The organism is Pseudomonas saudiphocaensis (assembly GCF_000756775.1).
GTDB lineage: Bacteria > Pseudomonadota > Gammaproteobacteria > Pseudomonadales > Pseudomonadaceae > Stutzerimonas > Stutzerimonas saudiphocaensis.
On the sequence record NZ_CCSF01000001.1, the window covers coordinates 1847479 to 1871695 of the forward strand.

The following is a 24217-nucleotide window of genomic DNA, read 5'->3' on the forward strand; positions in this document are numbered from 1 at the left end:
GGGAATCCACTAAAAGGCTGGGGCTGGAGAGAAACGAATCGAGCGGAGCAATAAACCCCAGTCTCCAGCGCTTTTTCGATCTTATCGCCCGCGCAGGAACAGCTTGTCCAGATCCGCCATTCCCAGCTGCGTCCAGGTCGGGCGGCCATGGTTGCACTGGCCGCTGCGCTCGGTCTGTTCCATATCTCGCAGCAGGCTGTTCATTTCCGGCAGGGTCAGGCGGCGATTGGCCCGCACCGCGCCATGGCAGGCCATGGTTGCCAGCAGCTCGTTTAGGTGCGCCTGGATGCGGTCGCTGCTGCCGTACTCGAGCAGGTCGGCCAGCACATCGCACACCAGCCGAGTAGCCTCGGCCTGTTTGAGCAGCGCCGGCGTCTGGCGGATGGCCAGGGTTTCAGGTCCCAGCCGCTGCAGCTCAAAACCGAGTTTCGAGAACCACAGTGCGTGCTCCTCGGCGCAATCGGCTTCGCGCTGACTCACGGCGAGCGACTCGGGTACCAGCAGCGGCTGACCACGCAGCCCCTCACTGGCCATGGCGGTTTTCAAGCGCTCATAGGTGATGCGCTCATGGGCCGCATGCATGTCCACCAGCACCAGCCCCTGGGCATTTTCGGCCAGGATATAGATGCCCTTGAGTTGTGCCAGGGCGTAGCCCAGCGGCGGCACGTCGTCGGCAGACTCAGGCAACACTGGCGTGTCTGCCTCGGCCAACGGCGTAAAGAACTCGCGATAGGCACCCTGCATTTCAGCCGTATTGCCCGAAGGCATCGGGCGCGGCGCCTGATAGCCGGCTCCACTCCCGCGCCAGGCCGGCATCTCGGTTTGCGACCTTTCGCTGACACTGGCGGCCAAGCTCATCTCGTTCTGCCCCGCGAACTCACCCGCTGCGTGGCCGCTGATCTGGGTAATCGGTGCCACACCGGCAGGTGCCGCCAGCTGATTCTCGGGGCGCACCTCTCCGATGGCACGATGCAGGGTGCCGTAGAGGAAGTCGTGAACCATGCGGCTTTCACGAAAACGTACTTCGTGCTTGGTCGGATGGACGTTGACGTCCACCACCGCCGGATCGACATCAAGGAACAGTACGAACGTCGGGTGACGGCCATTGTACAGTACATCTCGGTACGCCTGGCGCACCGCATGGACCACCAGCTTGTCGCGCACCATTCGCCCGTTGACGTAGAAATACTGCAAATCTGCCTGGCTGCGACTAAAGGTCGGCAAACCCACCCAGCCCCAGAGATGCAGACCATTACGTTCGACTTCGATGGGCAGCGCCTGCTCCAGAAACGCAGCCCCGCACACCGCAGCCACACGCCGCGCACGCGCGGCATTGTCTTCGGCCTGATGCAGCGACAACACTGCCTTGCCGTTATGGCGCAGATGGAAGGCGACATCGAAGCGGGCCAACGCCAAGCGCTTGACGACCTCCTGCAGGTGGTCGAATTCGGTTTTTTCGGTACGCAGAAACTTGCGCCGCGCCGGGGTATTGAAGAACAGGTCGCGAACTTCTACCGATGTACCCACCGGATGCGCGGCAGGCTGCACCCGCGCTTCCATATCCCGCCCCTCGGTTTCAACCTGCCAGGCTTCAGCCGCGTCAGCCGTGCGCGAGGTCAGGGTCAGGCGCGATACCGAGCTGATCGAGGCCAGCGCTTCGCCGCGGAAGCCAAGGCTCATCACACGCTCGAGGTCTTCCAGTTCGCGAATCTTGCTGGTGGCATGACGGGCGAGCGCTAGCGGCAGGTCCTCGGCGGCAATCCCGCTGCCATCGTCGCGCACGCGCAGCAGCTTCACGCCACCCTGCTCGACATCCACCTCGATGCGCCGGGCGCCCGAGTCCAGACTGTTCTCCAGCAGCTCCTTGATCACCGACGCCGGGCGCTCGACCACCTCACCGGCGGCAATCTGGTTCGCCAGCCGCGGTGTCAGCAGCTGGATGCGTGAAGCTTCACTCATGGCTGTGCGGCCAGGGTGGTCACGGGAATGGTCAGCTTCTGGCCAACCTTGATCACGTCACTCTTCAGGCTGTTGGCACTGCGCAAAGCGGCCAGGCTGACCTGGTAACGATTGGCCAGCAACGCCAGGCTTTCGCCGGAACGCACGATGTGTTCGCGAGGCGCACTGGCGATTTTGCCGGAGTCACGCATCCAGGCGATGTAGGTACCGGGCGGCGGGTTCTCATGAAAGAACTGCCGTATCCCCCCATGGATCGAGCGAGCAAGCGCCTGCTGGTGTGACTTTGTTTGCAGCTTGCGCGCCTCGGACGGATTGGAGATAAATCCGGTTTCCACCAGGATCGACGGGATATCCGGTGATTTGAGCACCATGAACCCGGCCTGCTCGACTCGGCTCTTGTGCAGCGGCGTGATCCGCCCCATGTTGCTCAGCACCTTTTGCCCAACATTCAGACTCGACGCCAACGAAGCCGTCATCGACAGATCGAGCAGCACCCCCGCAAGCATCTGGTCCTTGTCACCAAGACTTAAGTTGCCTGCCCCACCGATCAGGTCGGAGCGGTTTTCGCTATCGGCCAGCCAGCGCGCCGTTTCCGACGTGGCACCGCGATCCGACAGGGCAAATACCGAAGCGCCATAGGCGGCAGATCGCGGTGCCGCGTCGGCATGGATGGAAACGAACAGGTCAGCGCCTTTCTTGCGGGCAATCTCGGTGCGCTTGCGCAGCGGAATAAAGTAATCGCCGGTGCGCACCAGCTCGGCACGGAAGCCCTTTTCAGCATTGACCTGGCGTTGCAACTCCTTGGAGATCTGCAATACCACATGCTTCTCGTAAACCTTCCCCGGCCCGATCGCACCCGGATCCTCGCCACCATGGCCGGCGTCAATGGCAATGACGATGTCGCGCTGACTGCTGGGCAGTGGCGGCAATTTTGTCGGCAGGGCCGGCGAGACCGGCTTGGCCGGTGTACTCGGCGTTACCGTGGCAGGCACCCTCGCCGAGGCGGCAGTGGCCGCGGTGGCGTCGGCCTCGCTGTCGAACAGGTCGACAACCAGGCGGTGGCCGTACTGCTGGTTGGGCGCGAGGGTAAAGCTCTTGGGGGCAACCTGAGCGGACAGGTCAATGACGATCCGGAGCGTATCAGCGTCAAACTTCGCCGCACGCAGGCCTGCCACCGGTGTGTTTTCCAGAGGCAGCGGCTCGAATGGTTTGGACAAATTGGCCTGATCCACATCGATGACGATGCGGTCCGGTGCCGTCAGGGTGAATACTTTGTGCTGAACAGGGCCAGACAGGTCGAAAACCAGCCGCGTGTTGTCCGGTGCCCGCCACAGCCGTACGCTCTGTACGTCGGAGGCGGCCAGCACCTGGACTGCCGCAAGCATTAATGCCAAACCTGTTGCCAGCGCGCGCATGCGCATACCCAACCCCATAAAATTTATTGATTGCCGATGGTCAGGATGGAGCACCAGTCAGCGCCCCGCTCGCCTTGTGGCACCAGGCTCAGCACGCGGCCAGCGCCGTGGGGCGTAATGGTAATGTCCAGGTCGGCCTTTGGCAAAATGCCCTTACCGCGTTCCGGCCACTCCACCAGGCATAGCGCATCCCCTTCGAAGTAGTCACGAACCCCGAGAAACTCCAGCTCCTCCGGGTCGACCAGCCGGTACAGATCGAAATGGAAAACCCGTGCACCGGGCATTTCATAGGGCTCGACCAGGGTAAAGGTTGGGCTCTTGACCTTGCCCTGGTGGCCAAGCCCGCGGATTAGCCCGCGGGACAGCGTGGTTTTGCCAGCGCCCAGATCCCCATGCAGGTAGATTACGCCCCGACCGGCGGTTGCCTGGGCGATGCGTGCACCAAGCGCCAGCATCTCTTCTTCATCGGCGGCGAACAACGCAAGCGGCGACGTGGTAGTTGTCAGCTGCGACATGGCGAATGCGACTCCAGTTGTTCCCGAATGGTGGCTATCAAGTCAGCGGCAGCAAGCCCTCGCCCGAGCTCACCGTTACGCTCGCCGGCCACCGCATGCAGCCAGACAGCCAGACAAGCTGCTTCGAACGAAGCCAGCCCCTGAGCCAACAACGCCCCTGCGACTCCAGCCAGAACGTCGCCCAGGCCGGCACTGGCCATTGCCGGATGCCCACGACTACAGAGTGCCAATCGCCCATCGGCGGCAGCGATCAGGCTGCCAGCCCCTTTGAGAATCACCGTGCAGCGATAGCGCCTGGCCAGCTCGCGCGCCGCTCGAGGCCGGTCAGCCTGCACTTCGGCAGTGGTACATTGCAGCAGCCGTGCCGCCTCCCCTGGATGCGGTGTCAGCAGGCCGTCGTCAGGTGCTTCGATGCCGTTATCGGCTAGCAGGTTCAGCGCATCGGCATCCCATACCTGGGGAACCGGGCACTGAGCCGCAAGCGACAGCAAGCTGCGCCCCCACGGTGCCTGGCCCAGACCAGGACCGATCACCAGTACGTCGGCACGCTGTGCTAACGCAGTCAGACCGTAGGTGGATTCAACACCACTGCACATGATTTCCGGACGCCGCACCAGTGAAGCGGTGACATGCTCGGGACGAGTCGCCAGCGTCACCATGCCCGCTCCACAGCGCAACGCCGCTTCTGCGCTGAGCAGGGCCGCACCACCGGTGCCCAGGTCCCCGCCAATCACCAGCACCTGACCGAAGCTGCCTTTGTGTGCAGTCGGCGAGCGCGGCGCGAGCCTCGGCAGATTCGCCTCGCACAGGCGCAGCGTACCGGGCACAAATTGTTCGACGATGGCTGCATCAGCCTGCAGATCATCGAACACCAGCGCACCGACATAGGCCGGGCCTTCGCCAGTGAACAGCCCAAGCTTGAGGCCAATGAAACTGACCGTCAGCTCAGCGCGAACCGCGCAGCCAAGCACGCGGCCGGTATCGGCACACAGGCCTGACGGCAGATCCACCGCCATGACTGGCAGGCCGCTGGCATTCAGCGCAGCGATAGCACCTGCATAGGGTTCGCGCACCTCGCCACTGAGTCCCGTACCCAGCAGCGCATCGACCACAACGCCCTGCAATGGCGCAGCCACGGACCAGGCTTCGATAGCCGCACCTGAATTCTGCGCCTCGGCGAAAGCGCTGGCGGCATCACCTTGCAATCGCTGCGGATCGGCGACCGCGAGCACCTGCACCGACCAGCCCGCGCGCTGTGCCAACGCCGCGATCAGGTAGCCATCGCCGGCGTTGTTTCCGCTCCCGGCCAGAACTGTCAGCGTATCGGCCTCCGGCCAGCGTCGGCGCAACGCACGCCAGGCCACATGGGCGGCGCGCTGCATCAGCTCGAAGCCGGGTGTACCGGCGGCGATCAGACGCGCATCGATCTCGCGCACCTGGGCGGCGGTATAGAGGGCAGCGGGCAAGGTATCGGTCATCGGCGCAAGGATCATCGGCTGGAATATCTGGCAGAATTATACGCACCCGCCCACTAGATCGCCCCTTCGATGTCCAGTTCCGTCCCAGATCCCGCAGCTCTCGCCCAGTCCATCAAGGAATGGGGACGTGAGCTCGGCTTTCAGCAGGTGGGCATCACCGGTGTCGACCTTGCCGAGCATGAAGCGCACCTGCAGCGCTGGCTGGACCAGGGCTACCAGGGCGAGATGGACTATATGGCCGCCCACGGCACCAAACGCTCGCGGCCCGACGAACTGGTGCCCGGCACCTTGCGGGTGATCTCCCTGCGCATGGACTACCTGCCGGGCGATACCGGCATGGCCGAGCAACTGGCGCAGGCGGAAAAGGCCTATGTGTCGCGCTATGCACTGGGGCGTGATTATCACAAGCTGATTCGCAAACGGCTGCAACAGCTGGCCGAGCGTATCCAGCAGGTGATCGGCCCCTTCGGTTTTCGCGCATTCGTCGACAGCGCACCAGTGCTGGAGAAAGCCGTGGCGCAGCAGGCGGGGCTCGGCTGGATAGGCAAGAACACCCTGGTGCTGAACCGCAAGGCCGGCAGCTGGTTCTTTCTCGGCGAGCTGTTCGTCGATATTGCCCTCCCCGTCGACGAGCCGGTGACCCGCGATCACTGCGGCAGTTGCCACGCCTGCCTGGATATCTGCCCCACCGAGGCCTTCGTCGGCGAGCGCGTGCTGGATGCACGGCGCTGCATCTCCTACCTGACCATCGAGCTGAAGGGGCCCATCCCGGTGGAGCTGCGCAGCAAGGTCGGCAACCGCGTGTTCGGTTGCGATGACTGCCAGATCGTCTGCCCCTGGAATCGGTTCGCCAGACCGACCGAGCAGCCCGACTTTCAGCCACGCCACAATTTGGATAACGCCGAACTGGCGACGCTGTTCCGCTGGAGTGAAGAGGAATTTCTCAGCCGTACCGAAGGCTCGCCGCTACGCCGCACCGGCTATGAGCGCTGGTTGCGCAATCTGGCCGTGGGCCTGGGCAATGCGCCTTCGAGCATCCCGGTGCTGGAAGCGTTGGAAGCACGCCGCGAGCATCCCTCCGAGCTGGTGCGCGAGCATGTGGAATGGGCGCTGGCGCAGCATCGTCTGCGCAGTGGCGCTTAGCGTCACGTCGTCAGGCCGGCGCGCCCGCCTCTGCACTCTGCAGCTCACGCAACGCCTCGGCATCCAGGGTTTCCTCCGCCAGCAGACGGCGGGCACAACGTTCAAGCAGCCCGCGTCGCGCATCAAGCAGGCGAAAGCTGCGCTCGAACGCCGCCTGCACCAGAGCCTGGACTTCCTCGTCGATGATGCTGGCGGTGCTGGGCGCATACTCGGATCGATGAAACAGACGCTGCTCACCCAGATAGGGATTGGCTTCAGGCTCCAGCGACATATGCCCGAGGCGCTCGGACATGCCATAGCGGGTGACCATGGCGCGGGCGATGTCCGTGGCCTTGAGCAGGTCGTCGGAAGCTCCGGTGGACAGATGGCCGAACACCAGCCATTCAGCAGCACGCCCACCGAGCAGCACGGCCATCTTGTTTTCCAGCTCCTCACGGGTCATCAGGAAACGATCCTCGGTGGGTCGCTGGATGGTGTAGCCGAGCGCCCCCAGGCCACGCGGAATGATCGAGACCTTGTGCACCGGATCGACACCGGGTAGCGCCATCGCCACCAGCGCATGGCCTATCTCGTGGTAGGCAACCACCTCGCGCTCCTTCGGATTGAGCAGCCGGTTGCGCTTCTCCAGGCCCGCGACGATACGCTCGATGGCGCTGTTGAAATCCTCCATGGTCACCGCCTCGGCCTTGCGCCGGGTGGCCAGCAGGGTCGCCTCGTTGACCAGGTTGGCCAGGTCTGCACCAGTAAAGCCCGGCGTCAGCTCGGCCAGCGCCTGTGGATCGACATCGTCGGCCAGCCTGGATTTCTTCAGGTGGACATTGAGGATCTGGATGCGGCCCAGCTTGTCCGGACGATCGACCAGCACCTGACGGTCGAAGCGGCCGGCGCGCAGCAGTGCCGGGTCGAGAATTTCCGGGCGGTTGGTTGCAGCCAGCAACACCAGCCCGCTGGAGGTATCGAAACCATCCAGCTCCACCAGCAACTGGTTGAGCGTCTGTTCCTTCTCATCGTGACCACCGGACAGCGGCCCGGCGCCGCGCGCACGGCCCAGGGCGTCGAGCTCGTCAATGAAGATGATCGCCGGCGCCTTGGCCCGGGCCTGCTGGAACAGATCACGCACGCGCGCCGCCCCAACCCCGACAAACATCTCGACGAACTCCGAACCCGAGATGGAGAAGAACGGCACACCGGCTTCACCCGCCACTGCGCGAGCCAGCAGGGTCTTGCCAGTGCCCGGCGGGCCGACCAGCAGAATGCCCTTGGGCAGGCGGCCACCCAGCCGCCCGTAGGTCTCGGGGTCGCGCAGAAAGTCGATGATTTCCTGCAACTCGTCCTTGGCTTCATCCACCCCGGCAACATCCGCGAAACTGACCTTGATATCCGTTTCCACGTAGACCTTGGCCTTGCTCTTGCCGATCTGCATCATGCTGCCGCCACCCAGGCCACTGCCGATGCGCCGCAGCAGAAACAGCCAGACTCCGAAAAACAGCAGCGCCGGGACGATCCAGGACAGCAGATCGCGGATCAACGTGCTTTCGATGCGACCGCTGTAGCGCACCGGGTATTGCTGCAGGTGCTCGGCCAACTGCGGCTCGACACGGTTGGCGACAAAACGCCGCTGACCGCTGGCCAGCGGCTCCTTGAGCGTGCCCTCGATGCGCCGCTCGGTTATCGCCAGCTCATCGATGCGCCCCTCTTTCAGGTGCTGCTCGAACTCGCTGTAGGGAATGGTCGTCACTTCCTGCCGGACCGACAGCAGATACTGCAAGCCGACGAATACCAGAATGGCGATCATCCAGTAATTCATGTGGAACTGAGCCCGGTCTTTCACACCCTTCTCCTTCTGCCGCGGCCACGCAGCGCTGTTCAGACGCCTGAATTATGCCCGCTACCTGGCCGGCAGACCTGGGCTCAGATCAGTTCAGGCGCTACTACAGCCCACCGCGCACACCAAGCCCTACGCCCAGCTCGGCCGCTACGGCAAAGGGCAGCAGCAGCGTATCCAGCAAAGCGCTGGCGGGAAGATCCAGCATGGGATATTTCGGCGCCACCGCTCCGAAGCGATCCTGCGGGCAGCAACCGCCGTTGAGGCTGTACCAGTCCAGGCGAGTGCCGGAATAGATGATCGGAGCGCCAGGTTTGGCGGCGTCCAGGGTGCGCACACTGGCACAGCCGCCCAACAGGCTCAGGGAGAGCAACAACAGAAGGGCGCGGCCGTCCATGTCACTCGTCGCTGACGAAATGGTGCTCGCCCCAACGCGGCAGCATGTCCTGAGGAATCTGCAGCAGGTTAAGGATGCGCGCGACAACGAAGTCCACCAGGTCGTCGATCGTCTGCGGCTGGTGGTAGAAGCCGGGGGATGCCGGCAGGATCACCGCGCCCAGGTTCGACAGCTTGAGCATGTTTTCCAGATGGATGCTCGAATAAGGCGCTTCGCGCGGCACCAGGATCAGCTGCCGGCGCTCCTTGAGGGTAACGTCGGCGGCGCGCTCGATAAGGTTGTTGCAGGCCCCCGTGGCGATGGCCGACAAGGTGCCGGTTGAACAGGGCACCACCACCATCGCCGTCGGCGCACCGGAACCGGAGGCCGGCGGCGCCATCCAGTCCTCCTTGGCGAACACCCGGATCTGCCCGGCCGCCGCACCGGTGTATTCGCTGAGAAAGGCCTGCATGGCCTGGGGTTTGGCCGGCATCACCACGTCGGTTTCGGTGGCCATCACCAGCTGAGCGGCCTTGGAAATCAGGAAATGCACCTCGCGGTCCTCCTGCACCAGGCAATCGAGCAGGCGCAGGCCATATTGCGCGCCCGAGGCGCCGGTCATGGCCAGGGTGATGCGTTCCGGTCCGCTCATGGTGCCTCCAGTTTCTTTTCAATCCTACGCGTGGAAATGCCTTCGGCGATTTCCACCCTACCCACCCATGTCATCGTAGGGTGGAAAACCGCGAAGCGTTTTCCACCATGGGCGGTCAGCGCAGCGCCTCCGCCAGCTTGCCATGCAGCCCGCCGAAGCCGCCGTTACTCATGATCACCACCTGAGTTCCCGGTGTGGCATCGGCCTTGACCTTGGCAATGATCGCCTCCAGCGAATCGCAGACGGTGGTCGGCACCGGCGAGCCGGCGACTGTCGCAGCTAGATCCCAGCCCAGGCTGTCCGGCGCATACCAGATCGCCTGGTCAGCCAGGGCCACGGATTCCGCCAGGCCGTCACGGTGGGCGCCGAGCTTCATGGAATTGGAGCGCGGCTCGATCACGGCGATGATCGGCGTATCGCCGACGCGCTTGCGCAATCCGTCCAGCGTAGTGGCAATGGCGGTCGGGTGATGGGCGAAGTCATCGTAGATGGTCACGCCATCGATCTCGGCGACTTTCTCCATGCGCCGCTTGACGCTCTTGAAGGCGCTCAGCGCCTCAGCGCCCAATGCCGGAACCACACCGACATGGCGCGCGGCTGCCAGGGTCGCCAGGGCATTGGCGACGTTGTGCTGGCCGGTCAGCTCCCAGTCGACGATGCCTTGCACCTCCCCTTGGAACACCACCTCGAAGCGCGAGCCGTCTTCGCTGAGCAGTCGCGCCTGCCAGTCGCCGCCTTCGCCCGTGGTCTGCACCGAGGACCAGCAGCCCATGCCCAGTACTCGCTCGATGGCCTGCTCGGTGGTCGGATGTATAACCAGCCCCTCACCGGGAATGGTGCGCACCAGATGATGAAATTGCCGCTCGATCGCTTCCAGATCCGGGAAGATATCCGCGTGATCGTATTCCAGATTATTGAGAATCGCCGTGCGCGGACGGTAGTGGACGAACTTGCTGCGCTTGTCGAAAAAGGCGCTGTCGTACTCGTCCGCCTCGACCACGAAGAACGGCGTACCGCCCAACCGGGCCGAGATGCCGAAGTTCTGCGGGACACCGCCGATAAGGAATCCCGGGCTCATGCCGGCATGCTCAAGCACCCAGGCCAGCATGCTGCTGGTGGTGGTCTTGCCATGGGTACCGGCAGCGGCCAGCACCCAGCGGCCTTGCAACACGTGATCAGCCAACCATTGCGGGCCGGACACGTAGGGCAGGCCCTTATTCAGTACGTACTCAACCGCCGGGTTGCCACGCGACAGCGCATTGCCGATCACCACCAGATCCGGCGCGGGCTCCAGTTGGCTCGGCTCATAGCCCTGGGTCAGCTGGATGCCCTGGGCCTCCAGCTGAGTGCTCATCGGTGGGTATACGTTGGCATCTGAACCGGTGACGCGATGACCGAGTTCCTTGGCCAGCACCGCCAGCGAACCCATAAAGGTGCCGCAGATGCCGAGAATGTGGATATGCATGAATGACCTCGAAAAGCGCCGCTCTTGAACCCGTCGCAGAAGGGCTCAGCCGCAAAAGATTGCGCGGAAGATTAGCACGAGACAGGCGGGCCGGCCGCGATCTGCTTCGAGCGGTAGCTTTACCGATCAGCCAGCCGTTGAAGATCAACGGTCGACTGAAGCGCGGTGAAACGCCACAAGCCAGCTAAGCTTGTTGATGCGTTCACGCCCATTTTTCACGTGGTTTGACCTCGGTTTCGCGCCTGAGCGTCATCCCGTCACGGTTCGCGGCACGCTCGAGTATCGGCCTGCCGCCCTTACCCACTTCAACAAGAGAGATCGCCGTCATGATTTACGCAAAACCCGGTACACCTGGCGCCGTCCTGTCACTTGAATCGCGCTACGGCAACTACATCGGTGGCGAATTCGCCGCCCCGGTCAACGGCCAATACTTCACCAACACCAGCCCGGTCGACGGCTCGGTTATCGGCGAATTCCCACGCTCCGACGCAGCCGATATCGAAAAAGCTCTGGACGCGGCCCACGCTGCCGCCGATGCCTGGGGCAAGACCAGCGTGCAGGCCCGCTCGCAGATCCTGCTGAAGATCGCCGACCGTATCGAAGCCAACCTGGAAAAGCTCGCCGTCGCCGAGACCTGGGACAACGGCAAGGCGGTGCGCGAGACGCTTAACGCCGACATCCCGCTGGCCGCCGACCACTTCCGCTACTTCGCCGGCTGCATTCGCGCCCAGGAAGGCACCAGCGCCGAGATCGACGAGCACACTGCGGCCTACCACTTCCACGAGCCGCTGGGCGTGGTCGGTCAGATCATCCCGTGGAACTTCCCCATCCTGATGGCCTGCTGGAAGCTCGCACCGGCCTTGGCGGCGGGCAACTGCGTGGTGTTGAAGCCTGCCGAGCAGACGCCGCTGGGCATCACCGTACTGGTCGAGCTAATCGGTGACCTGCTGCCGCCGGGCGTGCTCAACATCGTCCAGGGCTTCGGCAAGGAAGCCGGCGAAGCGTTGGCGAGCAACAAACGTATCGCCAAGATCGCCTTCACCGGCTCCACCCCGGTGGGCTCGCACATCATGAAGCTGGCCGCCGAGAACATCATCCCGAGCACCGTGGAACTGGGCGGCAAGAGCCCGAACATCTACTTCGAAGACATCATGCAGGCCGAGCCGACCTTCATCGAGAAGGCCGCCGAAGGCCTGGTACTGGGCTTCTTCAACCAGGGCGAGGTCTGCACCTGCCCGTCCCGCGCACTGGTGCAGGAATCCATCTACCCGGCCTTTATGGAGGTGGTGCTGAAGAAGGTCGCGCAGATCAAGCGCGGCGACCCGCTGGACACCGAGACCATGGTCGGCGCCCAGGCCAGCCAGCAGCAGTTCGACAAGATCGTCGGCTACCTGGACATAGCCAAGCAGGAAGGCGCCGAAGTGCTCAGCGGCGGCGGTGTGGAGAAGCTCGAAGGCTCGCTCGCCTCGGGCTATTACATCCAGCCGACCCTGCTCAAGGGACACAACAAGATGCGCGTATTCCAGGAGGAAATCTTCGGGCCGGTGATTGGCGTCACCACCTTCAAGGATGAAGCCGAGGCGCTGGCCATCGCCAATGACACAGAGTTCGGCCTGGGTGCCGGGGTCTGGACCCGTGACATCAACCGCGCATACCGCATGGGCCGCGGGATCAAGGCCGGTCGCGTCTGGACCAACTGCTACCATCTGTATCCGGCGCACGCCGCGTTCGGTGGCTACAAGAAGTCCGGGGTCGGCCGCGAAACCCACAAGATGATCCTCGACCACTATCAGCAGACCAAGAATCTGCTGATCAGCTACGACATCAATCCACTGGGCTTCTTCTAAGCAATCGCGTGGGCGGCGTCTGGCCGCCCACGCACCAACAAGATACCTGCCAGGCTCCGCAATGCTGCCTAGAGCCTAAAGAAGGTGCGTTTCTGCTGCACTTTTTCGAAGAAAATGCCATGAACGAGCGCTTCCGGCGCAGGGCATGACGCTTGCTAGGGTTGTTTGCCATTTCGCCCGCGGCGGTGACGGAGGGTTGCGACACTCGCGACGAAACGGCAACAGACCCTGGCCCTCCGCCAATAACACAACGGCTTCCACCTCGAACAACATGCCCTCCAGCGCCAGACGCGGCACCGGAATCAGCGTGCAGGCCGGCCCCGACCCCGGCGCTCGCTCCAGCTCCTCGCCGAAGACCTGCAGCCGCGCCTCGCTGTGATTGACGATGAGTACGGTGAGTTTGGCGATCTGCTGCGGCGTGCCGCCTACCGCAGCAATGGCGGTGCAAAGGTTGTGCATGGCCTGGCGCAGCTGCTCGCAGAAGATCGCCGAAAGCCGGCCGTCTGCCGCTTCCCCGCCCTACCCGGCGATGAAAGCAATCCTTGCACCCGGTGGCAGCAGCGCCACGTGGGAGTAACCGTTCGGCGCCGGGTCGGCGTGCTTGAAGTAATCGAGGCGAATGGTCATGGGGAACTCCAGCTTATTGTCGGAAGTGACACAGCCAGGAGGCAGCCTCTCAGCGCTTCGTGACAACCGGACGCTCGCCACGCCGCCCGTCACAAAACGGCGCGCCAAACCGTCCACACTGGATGAAGTCCTTCGAGACCTCGTCGTGCAGAACAGGACCGATATCTATCAGGCGCTACGACCCAAGCTGTTCGGCCTCGCCTATCGCCTGCTGGGCAGCCGGGCCGATACCGAAGATCTGCTGCAGGACGTCTGGTTCAACTGGATCGCCGCCGACGCCACGACCATTCGCGATACCGAGGCCGGCTGGTCACCGTAGTGACACGACTGGGCATCGACCAATTGCGCCGTAGGCATCGCCCGCCGCGCGGATGGCCGATGGCGTACCCGGGTCGCACTGATCAACGGCGAACCCGGCGTGCTGGTGCTACGGGCGAGCGTATTCATACGGCGATGACCCTGCTCAGCGACGGCCGGCACATCCGCCACATCTACTCGGTGGTCAGTCCGCACAAGCTGCCTCAGCCAAGCCCGGATGCCGCGCCTGAGCCGCGCAGGCATCTTGTCGCATGCTGCAGCCCCGCTTATGGTTGAACGCCCTTCCGCCGGAACCTCTGCATGTGGTCATTTCGCGCCTGGCAGCGCAAACGCATTCTTGCGCGCAACCCGATTGACGCCGAGCTCTGGCGCAATGTGCTGGACAGCCTGCCGCTGCTCGACGGTCTGAGTGAAGAGGACCTGAGGCGCCTGCGCGAACGCGCCGTGCTGTTTCTACATGAAAAGCGCCTCACGCCATTGCCGGGCGTCGAGCTGCGACCTGAAGACCGCCTGCGCTTGGCACTGCAGGCCCAGCTACCGCTGCTCTGCCTCGATGAGCTCGGCTGGTACCGGGGCTTTCACGAGATCGTTCTGTATCCCGACGACTTCCTTAGCCCACAAAAATACCGCGACCCAGCCGGTATCGAGCATGAGTGGGACGGCGAGCACAGCGGCGAGGCCTGGCTGCAGGGCCCGGTGATCCTCGCCTGGCCCGGCGTACAACAAAGCGGCGGCTGGGACTGCTACAACCTGGTGATCCACGAGCTGGCACACAAGCTGGACATGCTGGGCGGAGCCGCCAACGGGCTGCCGCCACTGCACCGCAACATGCGCATAGGCGATTGGGCCAGTGCCATGCAAGACGCCTACGATGCGCTCAATAGTGCACTGGATGCCGATCCCGACGCGCAAACAGCGATCGATCCTTACGCCGCGGAAGACCCGGCAGAGTTCTTCGCAGTCACCAGCGAGTATTTCTTCAGCGCTCCCGACTTGCTGCACGAAGCCTTTCCTGCGGTGTATACGCAGCTTGCGGCGTTCTATCGACAGGACCCGTTGACGCGGCTCAAGCGCCTGCAACAGCAGCATCCGCAGTACATGGAACCTCGCTGACCACCTATCGTCGAATACGCTCACCACCATGCCCTCGCGCCTGGTTTAAGAGCGGCGTGGTAAACGCTCGACGGTGCGCCTATAATCGCGCCCACTTTTTTCGCCCCCAAGGCCGTCTTGGCCGACCACGGAGCAATGTCCATGAGCTACAGCAAAGTCCCGGCCGGCAAAGACCTGCCCAACGACATCTATGTCGCCATCGAGATTCCGGCCAACCACGCGCCGATCAAGTACGAAATCGATCACGACACCGACTGCCTGTTCGTCGACCGCTTCATGGCCACACCGATGTTCTACCCGGCCAACTACGGCTTTATCCCTCACACCCTGGCCGACGACGGCGACCCCCTGGACGTACTGGTAGTAACCCCCTATCCGGTTGCTCCGGGCTCGGTCATCCGCTGCCGCCCGGTCGGCGTGTTGAACATGACCGACGAAGCCGGCGGCGACGCCAAGCTGATCGCCGTCCCCCATGACAAGCTGACCCAGCTGTACAAGGACGTGAAGGAATACACCGACCTGCCGCCACTGCTGATTGAGCAGATCAAGCACTTCTTCGAGAACTACAAGGATCTGGAGAAGGGCAAGTGGGTCAAGGTTGAAGGCTGGGAAGGCGCCGACGCCGCCCGCGCCGCCATTATCAAGGCTGCCGAGGCTTATCAGAAGTAAGCCCAGGCACCGAAGAAAAGCCGGCCACAAGCCGGCTTTTTATTGCCTCGAATTCAGCGTCCTGAAGGCCGCATCAGGTATCCAGATGCCCCGCTACAAACTGCGTCAGCCTGGAAAGCATCAGCCGGGGTTCGCTACCCAGATTGGCGACCGGCGACCCCTGCAACTGCTCTGCAACCAGCTCCGCGCCTGCACCGGCCAGCGCCAGGGGGCAGTCGATGGCCAGCGCCAGCTTGTTCAGCTGAAGCAGCAGGCTGGCTGCCGGCGGTGCCGGTGCAAAAAGTACCAGCGCCCGGGGCTGAATGGACTGACAGAGCAGCGTCAGCTCGTCCAGCGGCTGGCCCAGCGGCAGGACCCGCACTGCACCGCTGTCGCCGCCGAGCAGCAAGCCGGTAACCAGCAACTCCAGCTCGCGACACTGTCCTGGCAATGCGCCAAGCAGGATGCAATCCTCGGCGTTGCGCCGGACAAACTGCAGACGCTGCAAGACCCGTCCACGCAGGAAGGCGTCATAGAACAGCCACTGACTCTGCTGACCGAAGCCGGTCTGATGCATCAGCTCCTGCCACAAGGGCAGCAGCACCTCAGCGAAAACCTGTGAGATCGGATAAAGGGAAAAGACCTGCCCGTACAGCTGTTCAAGTCGCGCCTCATCGAAGTCGGCCAGTGCCTGACGCAGGCCCGCCTGCCACTCAAGCCACTCAGAGGTTGCAGGCACCTCCTTGGCCACCGGCGTTGGCCCAGCCACTGTATCCGGGCGGGCCGCAGGCCTGTTGCGTGCCAGCAGCGTGCCCACCTTGCTCACTGCGACACCGCGCTCGGTCCAGGACAGGATGTCGCGAATGGTCGTAACGTCTTCCAGGGAATAAAGGCGATGCCCGCCCTCGGTGCGTACCGGCTGAATCAAACCGTAGCGCCGCTCCCACGCTCGCAGCGTTACCGGGTTGACCCCCGTCAGCCGCACGACCTCACGGATGGGCAGCAGCTCATCACTGGCAGAAGATGCTGAAAAGGTAGGCAACGGCTCGGCTCGCTCGATCATGGAAAGGGCATACTGGACTGTGAATACCGATAGTGTACAGATGTCGATATTTGTAGAAGCGCTACACCGCAAAAATCTGCTGACGGGCCCGCGGCAAGGCATCATTTGACCGAATTGCTCTAGAATGGCGCGTCGTCTAGCGAGAGTCTGAGCATGATCAACGCAAAGCTGCTGCAACTGGTGGTTGAAGCCTCAAACGATGGCATCGTGGTGGCCGAACAGGAAGGCGACGACAACATCCTGATCTACGCCAACCCCGCCTTCCAACGCCTGACCGGCTACGCCGTGGACGACATCCTCTATCAGGACTGCCGTTTCCTGCAGGGCAACGACCGGGATCAACCAGGCCTGGCCAATATTCGCGAAGCGGTGCGCAACCTGAAGCCTTGCCGGGAGATCATTCGCAACTACCGCCAGGACGGTACCGCGTTCTGGAACGAGCTTTCGATCAGCCCGGTGTTTAACGAGGCTGACCAGCTCACCTACTTCATCGGCATTCAGAAAGATGTCAGCGCCGAAGTACACGCTTCCGAGCGAGTGCGCGAATTGGAAGCGGAAGTCGCTCAACTGAAAAGCCAACTGGCTCAACTACAAGCCAAAGCCTGATACCTCCCCCTTTCTCCAGGGCGCTGACGGTCTTCAATGCCGGCTCGCGCCCTGCTTCCCTATCAGAAGTCCGTCTTTTAAAGCCGAATCAGCGGATGGCGGGTGCCTTGTTTGCGGATGAGGCCGGCGATGGCGCTCGGCCATTAGCCAAACCTATCAAACCTATACATTTATTAAAGTTGTATAGGATATATCGGCATCGTAATCTATCTACGTTCGCCGAACCCCCTGCAATGAAGCATCTGCTGCCGCCAGCAGACCGGACGCATCGCACGAAAATTGTACAGATAGGTGCAGTCAGCCTTTGCAACCCAAGCAAGGTATAAGCGGTTGCCAGTTGCGGTGAGCCAAAACGTTCATGGAAGCACTTTGGAGCACGACACATGTTCATGCGCACCCGAAAGCACAACGACACCCTGCGCGAACATCAGGCGCAGCTGACAATCCTGGAAAACGAACATGACGCCCTGCGTAGCGCCATGATGGTCATCGAGTTCAGCCAGGACGGCCTGGTTCTCGATGCAAATGCCCAGTCCCTGACGGCGCTGGGTTATACGCTGAGCGAGATTCGCGGCCGGTCTCATCGACAGCTTTGCGACACCGCCCACACCGGCAGCCATGCCTACAAGGCGTTCTGGCAGGCGCTCCTGCTGGGGCGTGCGCACAATGAGCGAGTGCAACTGCTGGGCCGTGACGGCCAACAGATATGGTTGCAGGCCAGCTACATTCCGCTGTGCGAGGCAGACGGCAGAATGAACCGCATCATCATGCTGGGCACCGATATAACAGAGCAGACGCTGCGCGCGCAGGCGGAAACCAGCTTCATGCAGGCAGTGGGGCGCTCCATGGCAGTGATCGAATTTAATCTGCGCGGAGAAGTGGTGAACGCCAATGCGAACTTCCTGCAGGTGATGGGTTATCGCCTCGAAGAAATTCGCGGAAAGCAGCATCAGCTGTTCTGTCAGCCTGAAGAAGTCCAGAGCGAGACTTATCGCCGTTTCTGGGCGGGGCTAAACGGGGGCGAGTTCAACTCGGGCCTGTTCCAGCGACTCACCAAGCACGGCAAAAAGGTCTGGTTGCAGGCGACCTACAACCCCTTGTTTGACGCTAACGGCAAGCTCTATGGCGTGGTCAAGTTCGCCAGCGACATCACACAGCGGATCGAACAGCGCGACGCTGTAACCAGGGCGGCACAGCTGGCTTTCGACACCTCGCGGCAGACCGACGAGCACGCAAGACATGGCGCGGCTGTGGTCCAGCAGACTGTGGGCGTGGTGCAAAGCATTGCCGATGAGCTGCAGCTGGTGGCCCAGGGCATCACAGCGCTGAGCGCGCAATCTGAAGAGATCGGCAGCATCGTCGAGACAATTCGCAGCATCGCCGAGCAGACCAACCTGCTAGCACTCAATGCCGCCATCGAAGCAGCCCGGGCCGGCGAACAAGGTCGCGGTTTTGCGGTTGTCGCCGACGAGGTGCGCAACCTGGCCAGGCGTACCAGCCAGGCGACCATAGCCATCACAGAGGGCGTTGGCAGGAATCGCGAATTGGCCAGGCAGGCGGCGGGCAGCATGGAGTCGAGCACGCTCAAGGCCGAACAGGGCGTGAACCTCGCCAACCAGGCAGGAACGGTGATCCTCGACATTCAACAGGGCGCGCAGCAGGTGGTGGAAGTGGTCAGCCAGTTTGCCCAGACCCTGGATCGACAACAGTAATAGTTGCAACCAAGGCTACGGATATGGCCAGCGCACCCGGCACACTGCTATTCGCAGCCCTACCGTGATTACCCTTCGGGCACCTCCAGAGGAAATAGGCTTCACTTGCCTTGGGCTAGCCTCGGATAACGTAGTGGCCAGCCCATGGATAAATCAGCGCGGGCGGGACAGCACTGCAAGGAGGATCTATGCGAATTCTACTGACCGGCGGGACCGGGCTCATTGGCCGGGCCCTCTGCCGTCACTGGCTTGAGCAGGGGCATGAATTGCTGGTCTGGAGCCGTCGACCGGAGCAGGTACCGCAGCTGTGCGGTGCCGCCGTGCGCGGCGTGGCTCGGCTGGAAGAGCTGGGTGATATCGAGCTGCACGCGGTGATCAACCTGGCCGGAGCGCCCATTGCCGAGCGCCACTGGACCCGGGCACGCAAGGCTTTGCTATGGGAGAGCCGCATCAACCTGACAGAGCGCCTGGTCGACTGGCTGGCCGGGCTGACCCGGCGTCCGCAACTCATGATCTCCGGCTCGGCTGTCGGCTGGTATGGCGACGCCGGCGAGCGCCAACTGCGGGAGGACGATCCTCCGGCCTCAAGCGATTTCGCCAGTCAGCTCTGCATCGCCTGGGAAGAAAGCGCGCAACGAGCCCAGGAGCTGGGCATCCGCGTAATACTGATTCGGACCGGGCTGGTACTGGCCCGCGATGGCGGCTTCCTCACCCGACTGTTGCCGCCGTTTCGACTGGGCCTGGGCGGTCGCATTGGCGATGGCCGACAGTGGATGCCCTGGATTCATCTGCAAGATCAGGTCGCGCTGATCGACTTTCTTCTGCACCACCCCACCGCCAACGGCCCCTATAACGCCTGCGCTCCGCAGCCGGTGCGCAATGCCGAGTTCACTCGCAATCTGGCACAAGCGCTGCACCGGCCGGCACTGCTGCCACTGCCGGCGCCGCTATTGCGTGTCGGTTTTGGTGAGCTGTCCGGGCTGCTGCTGGGCGGCCAGCACGTGCTCCCCGAACGCTTGTCAGCCGAAGGATTCAGGTTTCGTTTCTCCGAGTTACCGGCGGCGCTGGCCGATCTATTGGACGGCAACCACGCCGAGCGCTGAGCGCCTACTTGCCAGCAATGCTGGCAATCCCGACAGTGGCTCAACCAATGCCGAGTCGGCCTCGCTAGAGGCCGGCCAGTCCACCTGCGGCAACGCCTCGAACGCTGGACGAGCGAACAGGTAGCCCTGGAACAGATAGATTCCAAGGCCCTCCAACAGCCGCAGCTCGCCCAGCGTTTCGACACCCTCGGCGATCACTTCGATGTTCAGCACGCGGCAGACACCGAGGATGCCCTGAACAATGGCCTGACGCACCGGATCGGTATCGATGCCGCGCACCAGTGCCATGTCCAGCTTGATGATGTCCGGCTGGAACTCGGCCAATAAGTTGAGCCCCGAATAGCCGGCGCCAAAATCGTCGATTGCAGTCTTGAAGCGCTGTCTCTGATATTCGTCAATGATGCCCTTGAGGTGCTCCTTTTCCACCAGCTGCTCACTTTCGGTGATTTCGAAAATGATCCGGTCAGTGGGGAAGTTAAAGCGCCGGGCCGCCTGCAATGTGGCCCGAATGCACGTAGCCGCCTGATACACCGCATTGGGCAGGAAGTTGATGCTCAGCAGGCAGGGCATCTGCAGGCGGGCCGCCCACTCCACCGCCTTTACCCGGCAGGCCTGATCGAACGCATAGCGGTTCTGCTCGTTGACCCGCCCCAGCACGCTGGCCGCGCCGCTGCCGTCTATGCCGCGCACCAGTGCCTCATAGGCAAACAAGCTCTGATTGCGCAGATCGACGATCGGCTGGAAGGCAATGCTGAAATCAAAGTCCAGCGCGTTACCCTCTCTGCAATGGACGCAGGAGGGAATCGGAAGATGTTTATTCATGCTCGTGCATCCATTCAAAAAGAATTCCTGTTCAGGCTGGGCGACACCGAGCAGCTGTCACCAATGCTCTGTCCAATAGAAGAGCCGGCATCAGCTTTACTGCTCCGCTCTGTCGACCCGACAGAAATCTATACACAACCATTGACTTGTACAAGATAATTTATATCCTGAATATACCTGTACAAGCCAACCAACACGTATAAGTTTCCCGAGGTTTCATGTCCGCCACCACAGATCCCATCAAGATCGGCATCAGCGCCTGTCTGCTGGGCCAGCCCGTGCGTTACAACGGCGGGCACAAGGCATCGCAGCTGTGTCTCGAGGTGCTGGCGCGTCATTTCGAATTCGTGCCCCTTTGCCCAGAGCAGGCCATCGGCCTGGGCGTTCCGCGGGAACCGATCCGCCTGGTGGGTGATCCGCAAAGTCCGCGCGCAGTGGGCACGGTGACGCCGGAGCTGGATGTGACCGATCCGCTCAGCGCTTATGGCCGTAACGCCGCCAAGCAGCTGCACGACATCAGCGGCTACATCCTGATGCAGAAGTCGCCCTCCTGCGGCATGGAGCGGGTCAAGGTCTATCAGGACAACGGCCACCCCGTTGACGGCGGCGGCCGCGGGCTGTTTGCTGCAGCACTGATGCGCGCACGCCCGGACCTACCGGTGGAGGAGGATGGCCGCCTGAACGACCCGGTGCTGCGCGAGAACTTCATTACCCGCATCTTCGCCTATGCCCAATGGCAGCGCCTGCTGCAGGCCGGGATGACGCGCAAGGCGCTGGTGAGTTTCCATGAGCATTACAAGTATCAGCTGATGGCCACCAGCCGGGTGCAATACCAGTTGCTTGGGCGCGCCGTAGCGCGCATCGGCGACACACCGCTGGATGAATTCGCACCGCGCTACTTCAGCCAGCTGATGGCGGCTCTCAAGCAACCGGCCAGCCGTGGCAGCCACTGCAATGTGCTGCAGCACATCTCGGGCTATCTGAAACGCTCACTGAGCGCAGCGGAGAAGCAGGAACTGCAGCAGGTAATCGAACAGTATCGCCTCGGCATCGTTCCGCTGGTGGTGCCCATGACCCTGCTCAAGCATCACTTCCGCCGCCATCCGCATGCCTATATCGAGCGCCAGGCCTATCTGCAGCCGCACCCTGAAAACCTCAGTCTGCGCAACGCGCTATGACGGCGCCAGGTTCACAACAACCCGCCGGCCTGCTTTCTATCCGCGAAATAGCACACCTGACGGGGGTCAGCCCCGCCACGCTGCGTGCCTGGGAGCGGCGCTACGGATTGCTCCAGCCGCAACGCACTGCCAAGGGCCACCGTCTGTACTCAGACGAACACATCGCACGGATTCTTCAGGTACTTGTGCGACTGGGGCAAGGCGCGGCTATCAGCCAGGTCAAGCGGCTGCTGCAAGACCCGCAGCACACACTGGTGCAAGACTACAGCCAGTGGGACGGACAGCGGCAGCAGTGGCTGAGCCATATCGAGCAGCTCGATGAGCGGGCGCTGGACGGCTGCTTTAATCAGGCGCAAGCCCACTACCCTTCGGAAACGCTGTGCCAACACCTGTTGTGGCCGATTCTGGAACAGCTGCGCCTACGCTGGAACAGCCAGCCCGGCACCCGCGCTGAACAGGTGTTCTTCCTGTCCTGGCTGCGGAGCAAGCTCGGCGCCCGGGTCTACCACGGCAACCGCTTGCTCGACGGCCCGCCGCTGCTGATGCTCAACCTGTCGGACCAGGTAATGGAGCCAGGCCTCTGGCTGTGTGCCTGGCTGGCAAGCAACCGGGGCCGGCCCGTGCGCGTTCTCGACTGGTCAATGCCGGCGACCGAGCTGTCACAGGCCATACGCCGGATCGGACCTTGCGCCGTACTGCTGTACACCAATCAAATGCTGGCGACGGGGTATCTGCAGCAACTGTTCAACGCGGTCGACTGTCCACAGCTGCTGTGCGGTCATGCCGTGAGCATTCACCATGCGGAGCTGGTCGATCTGCCTGACCTGCATCTGGCCGAAGACCCGCTCGCCGCAATGCAGCGCCTGCATTGCCTCGATCTGCTTGATCACCGCTAAGGAGCGCCGCATGCGCCAACTGATCTGGTTTCGAACCGACCTGCGCGTTCGCGACAACACTGCCCTGCACGCGGCCCTGCAGGCAGGCCCGACCCTGGCGGTTTTTCTGCTCAGCCCCGGACAGTGGCTGGCCCATGACGACGCGCCATGCAAGGTCGACTTCTGGCTGCGCAACCTGCGCGAGCTGCAGGCCGAACTGCGGCAACTGAACGTGCCGCTACTGATCCGCCACGCCGAACATTGGCATGACGCACCGGCGGTGCTGGCCGGCCTCTGCCGCGAGCGGGAGATCGGCAGCGTGCAGGTCAATGAGGAATACGGCCTCAACGAAGCCCGCCGCGACCGGCAGGTAGCTCAGCAGCTGGAAACTTTGGGCGTCGGCTTTTACAGCCACATGGATCGCCTGCTGTTCAAGCCTGGCAGCATTCTCACCCGTTCGGGCGGCTACTTTCAGGTGTTCAGCCAGTTTCGCAAGGTCTGCTATCAGCGCCTGCACAGCGCGCTGCCCGGCACCCTTGGCTTGCCCCGGGCGCAAGCGGCGCTTGCCATCGACAGCGACCCGATTCCGCAGCAGGTGCCCGGCTTCGCCACGCCTGAAAAAAGCCTGCAAACCCTGTGGCCGGCGGGCGAAGCAGCGGCGCTGGAACGCCTGCAGGACTTTGCCGACGAGCACCTGGACACCTACGACAGGCAGCGCGACCTGCCGGCCAAGCCCGGCACCAGCCGGCTCTCTGCGTATCTCGCGGCCGGCGTGCTTTCGCCCCGGCAATGTCTGCATGCGGCGCTGAGCAGCAACTATGGCGAGTTCGAAACCGGTAGCAATGGCGCCGTCGCCTGGATCAACGAACTGCTCTGGCGCGAGTTCTACAGCCACATTCTGGTCGGCTACCCGCAGGTTTCACGCCACCGCGCCTTCCGCCAACACACCGAAGCCTTGCCCTGGCGCCACGCTCCGGACGAGCTGGCCGCCTGGCAGCAGGGCCGCACCGGCTTTCCCCTGATCGACGCCGCCATGCGCCAGCTGCTGGCCACCGGCTGGATGCACAACCGCCTGCGCATGGTGGTGGCGATGTTCCTGACCAAGAACCTGCTGATCGACTGGCGCGAGGGCGAGCGATTCTTTATGCGCCACCTGATAGACGGTGATCTCGCCGCAAACAATGGCGGCTGGCAATGGAGCGCCTCCACTGGCACCGATGCGGTGCCCTGGTTCCGCCTGTTCAACCCGGTAAGCCAGTCGCAACGCTTCGACCCTCAAGGCCGCTTCATTCGCCGATGGCTGCCGGAGCTGGCGCACCTGGACGACCGGCAGATTCACGCGCCGGGCACTACCAGCGGGCTATTCGCCCCGGCCGATTATCCACCGCCGCTGGTCGACCTCGCCGCCAGCCGGCAGCGAGCGCTGAGCGCCTTCAAAAACCTGCCTGCCCAGAGCCAATCCACCGACGCTTGAACG

At 62.9% G+C, this 24217-nt stretch carries 20 protein-coding genes and 3 pseudogenes; 12 read left to right on the plus strand and 11 right to left on the minus strand.

The genetic code is table 11. The annotated features are described in order from the left end of the window. Positions 1 to 81: 81 nt before the first annotated feature. The 4 genes from mutL to BN1079_RS08605 are packed head-to-tail and all read right to left on the minus strand — an operon-like array spanning position 82 to position 5367. On the minus strand, positions 82 to 1959 hold the full coding sequence (gene mutL / locus BN1079_RS08590) for a DNA mismatch repair endonuclease MutL (RefSeq protein ID WP_037023692.1): 1878 nt from the start codon (positions 1957 to 1959) through the stop codon (positions 82 to 84). Next, on the minus strand, positions 1956 to 3380 hold the full coding sequence (locus BN1079_RS08595) for an N-acetylmuramoyl-L-alanine amidase (RefSeq protein WP_037023693.1): 1425 nt from the start codon (positions 3378 to 3380) through the stop codon (positions 1956 to 1958). Before BN1079_RS08595 ends, mutL begins: the two co-directional genes overlap by 4 nt. Positions 3381 to 3397: 17 nt before the next feature. Then, entirely contained in the window at positions 3398 to 3889 is a 492-nt protein-coding gene (gene tsaE, locus BN1079_RS08600; protein WP_037023694.1) for a tRNA (adenosine(37)-N6)-threonylcarbamoyltransferase complex ATPase subunit type 1 TsaE, read from the minus strand. Next, a complete protein-coding gene (locus BN1079_RS08605) occupies positions 3877 to 5367 on the minus strand; it encodes a bifunctional ADP-dependent NAD(P)H-hydrate dehydratase/NAD(P)H-hydrate epimerase (RefSeq protein ID WP_037026717.1) in 1491 nt (496 codons plus the stop codon). Before BN1079_RS08605 ends, tsaE begins: the two co-directional genes overlap by 13 nt. A 69-nt stretch (positions 5368 to 5436) precedes the next feature. On the opposite strand from BN1079_RS08605, the gene queG reads away from it, so the two are divergent. Continuing rightward, a complete protein-coding gene (queG, locus tag BN1079_RS08610; protein WP_037023695.1) occupies positions 5437 to 6510 on the plus strand; it encodes a tRNA epoxyqueuosine(34) reductase QueG in 1074 nt (357 codons plus the stop codon). Between the two features lie 10 nt (positions 6511 to 6520). Here queG and ftsH read toward each other — a convergent pair whose 3' ends face one another. From ftsH to mpl, 4 genes are all read right to left on the minus strand, one after another. Next, positions 6521 to 8341 (minus strand): ATP-dependent zinc metalloprotease FtsH, encoded by a 1821-nt coding sequence (gene ftsH, locus BN1079_RS08615; protein WP_037023696.1) that lies wholly within the window; start codon positions 8339 to 8341, stop codon positions 6521 to 6523. Between the two features lie 100 nt (positions 8342 to 8441). Then, positions 8442 to 8732, minus strand: coding sequence for a YceK/YidQ family lipoprotein (locus tag BN1079_RS08620; RefSeq protein ID WP_037023697.1), 291 nt, complete (start codon positions 8730 to 8732; stop codon positions 8442 to 8444). Between the two features lies 1 nt (position 8733). After that, positions 8734 to 9363, minus strand: a complete 630-nt coding sequence (gene ubiX, locus BN1079_RS08625) for a flavin prenyltransferase UbiX (protein ID WP_037023698.1) — start codon at positions 9361 to 9363, stop codon at positions 8734 to 8736. A 115-nt stretch (positions 9364 to 9478) separates the two neighbouring features. Then, entirely contained in the window at positions 9479 to 10828 is a 1350-nt protein-coding gene (gene mpl, locus BN1079_RS08630) for a UDP-N-acetylmuramate:L-alanyl-gamma-D-glutamyl-meso-diaminopimelate ligase (RefSeq protein ID WP_037023699.1), read from the minus strand. Positions 10829 to 11154: 326 nt separating this feature from the next. Here mpl and exaC point away from each other — a divergent pair, with 326 nt between their 5' ends. Further along, on the plus strand, positions 11155 to 12675 hold the full coding sequence (gene exaC / locus BN1079_RS08635; protein WP_037023700.1) for an acetaldehyde dehydrogenase ExaC: 1521 nt from the start codon (positions 11155 to 11157) through the stop codon (positions 12673 to 12675). Between the two features lie 231 nt (positions 12676 to 12906). Here exaC and BN1079_RS08640 read toward each other — a convergent pair. After that, a pseudogene (locus tag BN1079_RS08640) lies at positions 12907 to 13302 on the minus strand (RidA family protein); the annotation flags it as partial. A gap of 145 nt (positions 13303 to 13447) precedes the next feature. On the opposite strand from BN1079_RS08640, the gene BN1079_RS17810 reads away from it, so the two are divergent. From BN1079_RS17810 to ppa, 3 genes are all read left to right on the plus strand, one after another. After that, positions 13448 to 13621, plus strand: coding sequence for a sigma factor (locus tag BN1079_RS17810; RefSeq protein WP_231850771.1), 174 nt, complete (start codon positions 13448 to 13450; stop codon positions 13619 to 13621). A 299-nt stretch (positions 13622 to 13920) separates the two neighbouring features. Further along, a complete protein-coding gene (locus BN1079_RS08645) occupies positions 13921 to 14733 on the plus strand; it encodes a M90 family metallopeptidase (RefSeq protein WP_037023701.1) in 813 nt (270 codons plus the stop codon). Positions 14734 to 14874: 141 nt separating this feature from the next. Next, a complete protein-coding gene (ppa, locus tag BN1079_RS08650) occupies positions 14875 to 15402 on the plus strand; it encodes an inorganic diphosphatase (protein ID WP_003290517.1) in 528 nt (175 codons plus the stop codon). Between the two features lie 73 nt (positions 15403 to 15475). Here the strand turns inward: ppa and BN1079_RS08655 are convergent, their stop codons facing one another. Next, on the minus strand, positions 15476 to 16444 hold the full coding sequence (locus BN1079_RS08655; protein ID WP_037023702.1) for a MerR family transcriptional regulator: 969 nt from the start codon (positions 16442 to 16444) through the stop codon (positions 15476 to 15478). Positions 16445 to 16597: 153 nt separating this feature from the next. On the opposite strand from BN1079_RS08655, the gene BN1079_RS08660 reads away from it, so the two are divergent. From BN1079_RS08660 to BN1079_RS08670, 4 genes and pseudogenes are all read left to right on the plus strand, one after another. Continuing rightward, entirely contained in the window at positions 16598 to 17050 is a 453-nt protein-coding gene (locus tag BN1079_RS08660) for a PAS domain-containing protein (protein ID WP_037023703.1), read from the plus strand. A gap of 482 nt (positions 17051 to 17532) precedes the next feature. Further along, positions 17533 to 18213, plus strand: a pseudogene (locus BN1079_RS17990) (PAS domain-containing protein); the annotation flags it as partial. A 102-nt stretch (positions 18214 to 18315) separates the two neighbouring features. After that, positions 18316 to 18762 (plus strand): annotated as a pseudogene (locus BN1079_RS17995) (methyl-accepting chemotaxis protein); the annotation flags it as partial. Between the two features lie 188 nt (positions 18763 to 18950). Further along, positions 18951 to 19865, plus strand: a complete 915-nt coding sequence (locus tag BN1079_RS08670; RefSeq protein ID WP_037023705.1) for a TIGR01777 family oxidoreductase — start codon at positions 18951 to 18953, stop codon at positions 19863 to 19865. Here the strand turns inward: BN1079_RS08670 and BN1079_RS08675 are convergent. Continuing rightward, positions 19836 to 20687 (minus strand): EAL domain-containing protein, encoded by an 852-nt coding sequence (locus BN1079_RS08675; protein WP_081950822.1) that lies wholly within the window; start codon positions 20685 to 20687, stop codon positions 19836 to 19838. The two genes, BN1079_RS08670 and BN1079_RS08675, sit on opposite strands and share 30 nt — an antisense overlap. Before the next feature lie 218 nt (positions 20688 to 20905). Between BN1079_RS08675 and BN1079_RS08680 the strand changes: the two genes are divergently transcribed. Genes BN1079_RS08680 through phrB form a run of 3 tightly spaced genes read left to right on the plus strand, consistent with a single transcriptional unit; the run spans position 20906 to position 24214 of the window. Next, positions 20906 to 21865, plus strand: a complete 960-nt coding sequence (locus BN1079_RS08680; protein ID WP_037023706.1) for a YbgA family protein — start codon at positions 20906 to 20908, stop codon at positions 21863 to 21865. After that, positions 21862 to 22761 carry a MerR family transcriptional regulator gene (locus BN1079_RS08685; protein WP_037023707.1) on the plus strand — a complete coding sequence of 300 codons (900 nt, stop codon included), beginning with the start codon at positions 21862 to 21864 and terminating at the stop codon, positions 22759 to 22761. Before BN1079_RS08680 ends, BN1079_RS08685 begins: the two co-directional genes overlap by 4 nt. A gap of 10 nt (positions 22762 to 22771) precedes the next feature. After that, on the plus strand, positions 22772 to 24214 hold the full coding sequence (gene phrB, locus BN1079_RS08690) for a deoxyribodipyrimidine photo-lyase (protein ID WP_037023708.1): 1443 nt from the start codon (positions 22772 to 22774) through the stop codon (positions 24212 to 24214). The last annotated feature ends 3 nt before the right edge of the window (positions 24215 to 24217 follow it).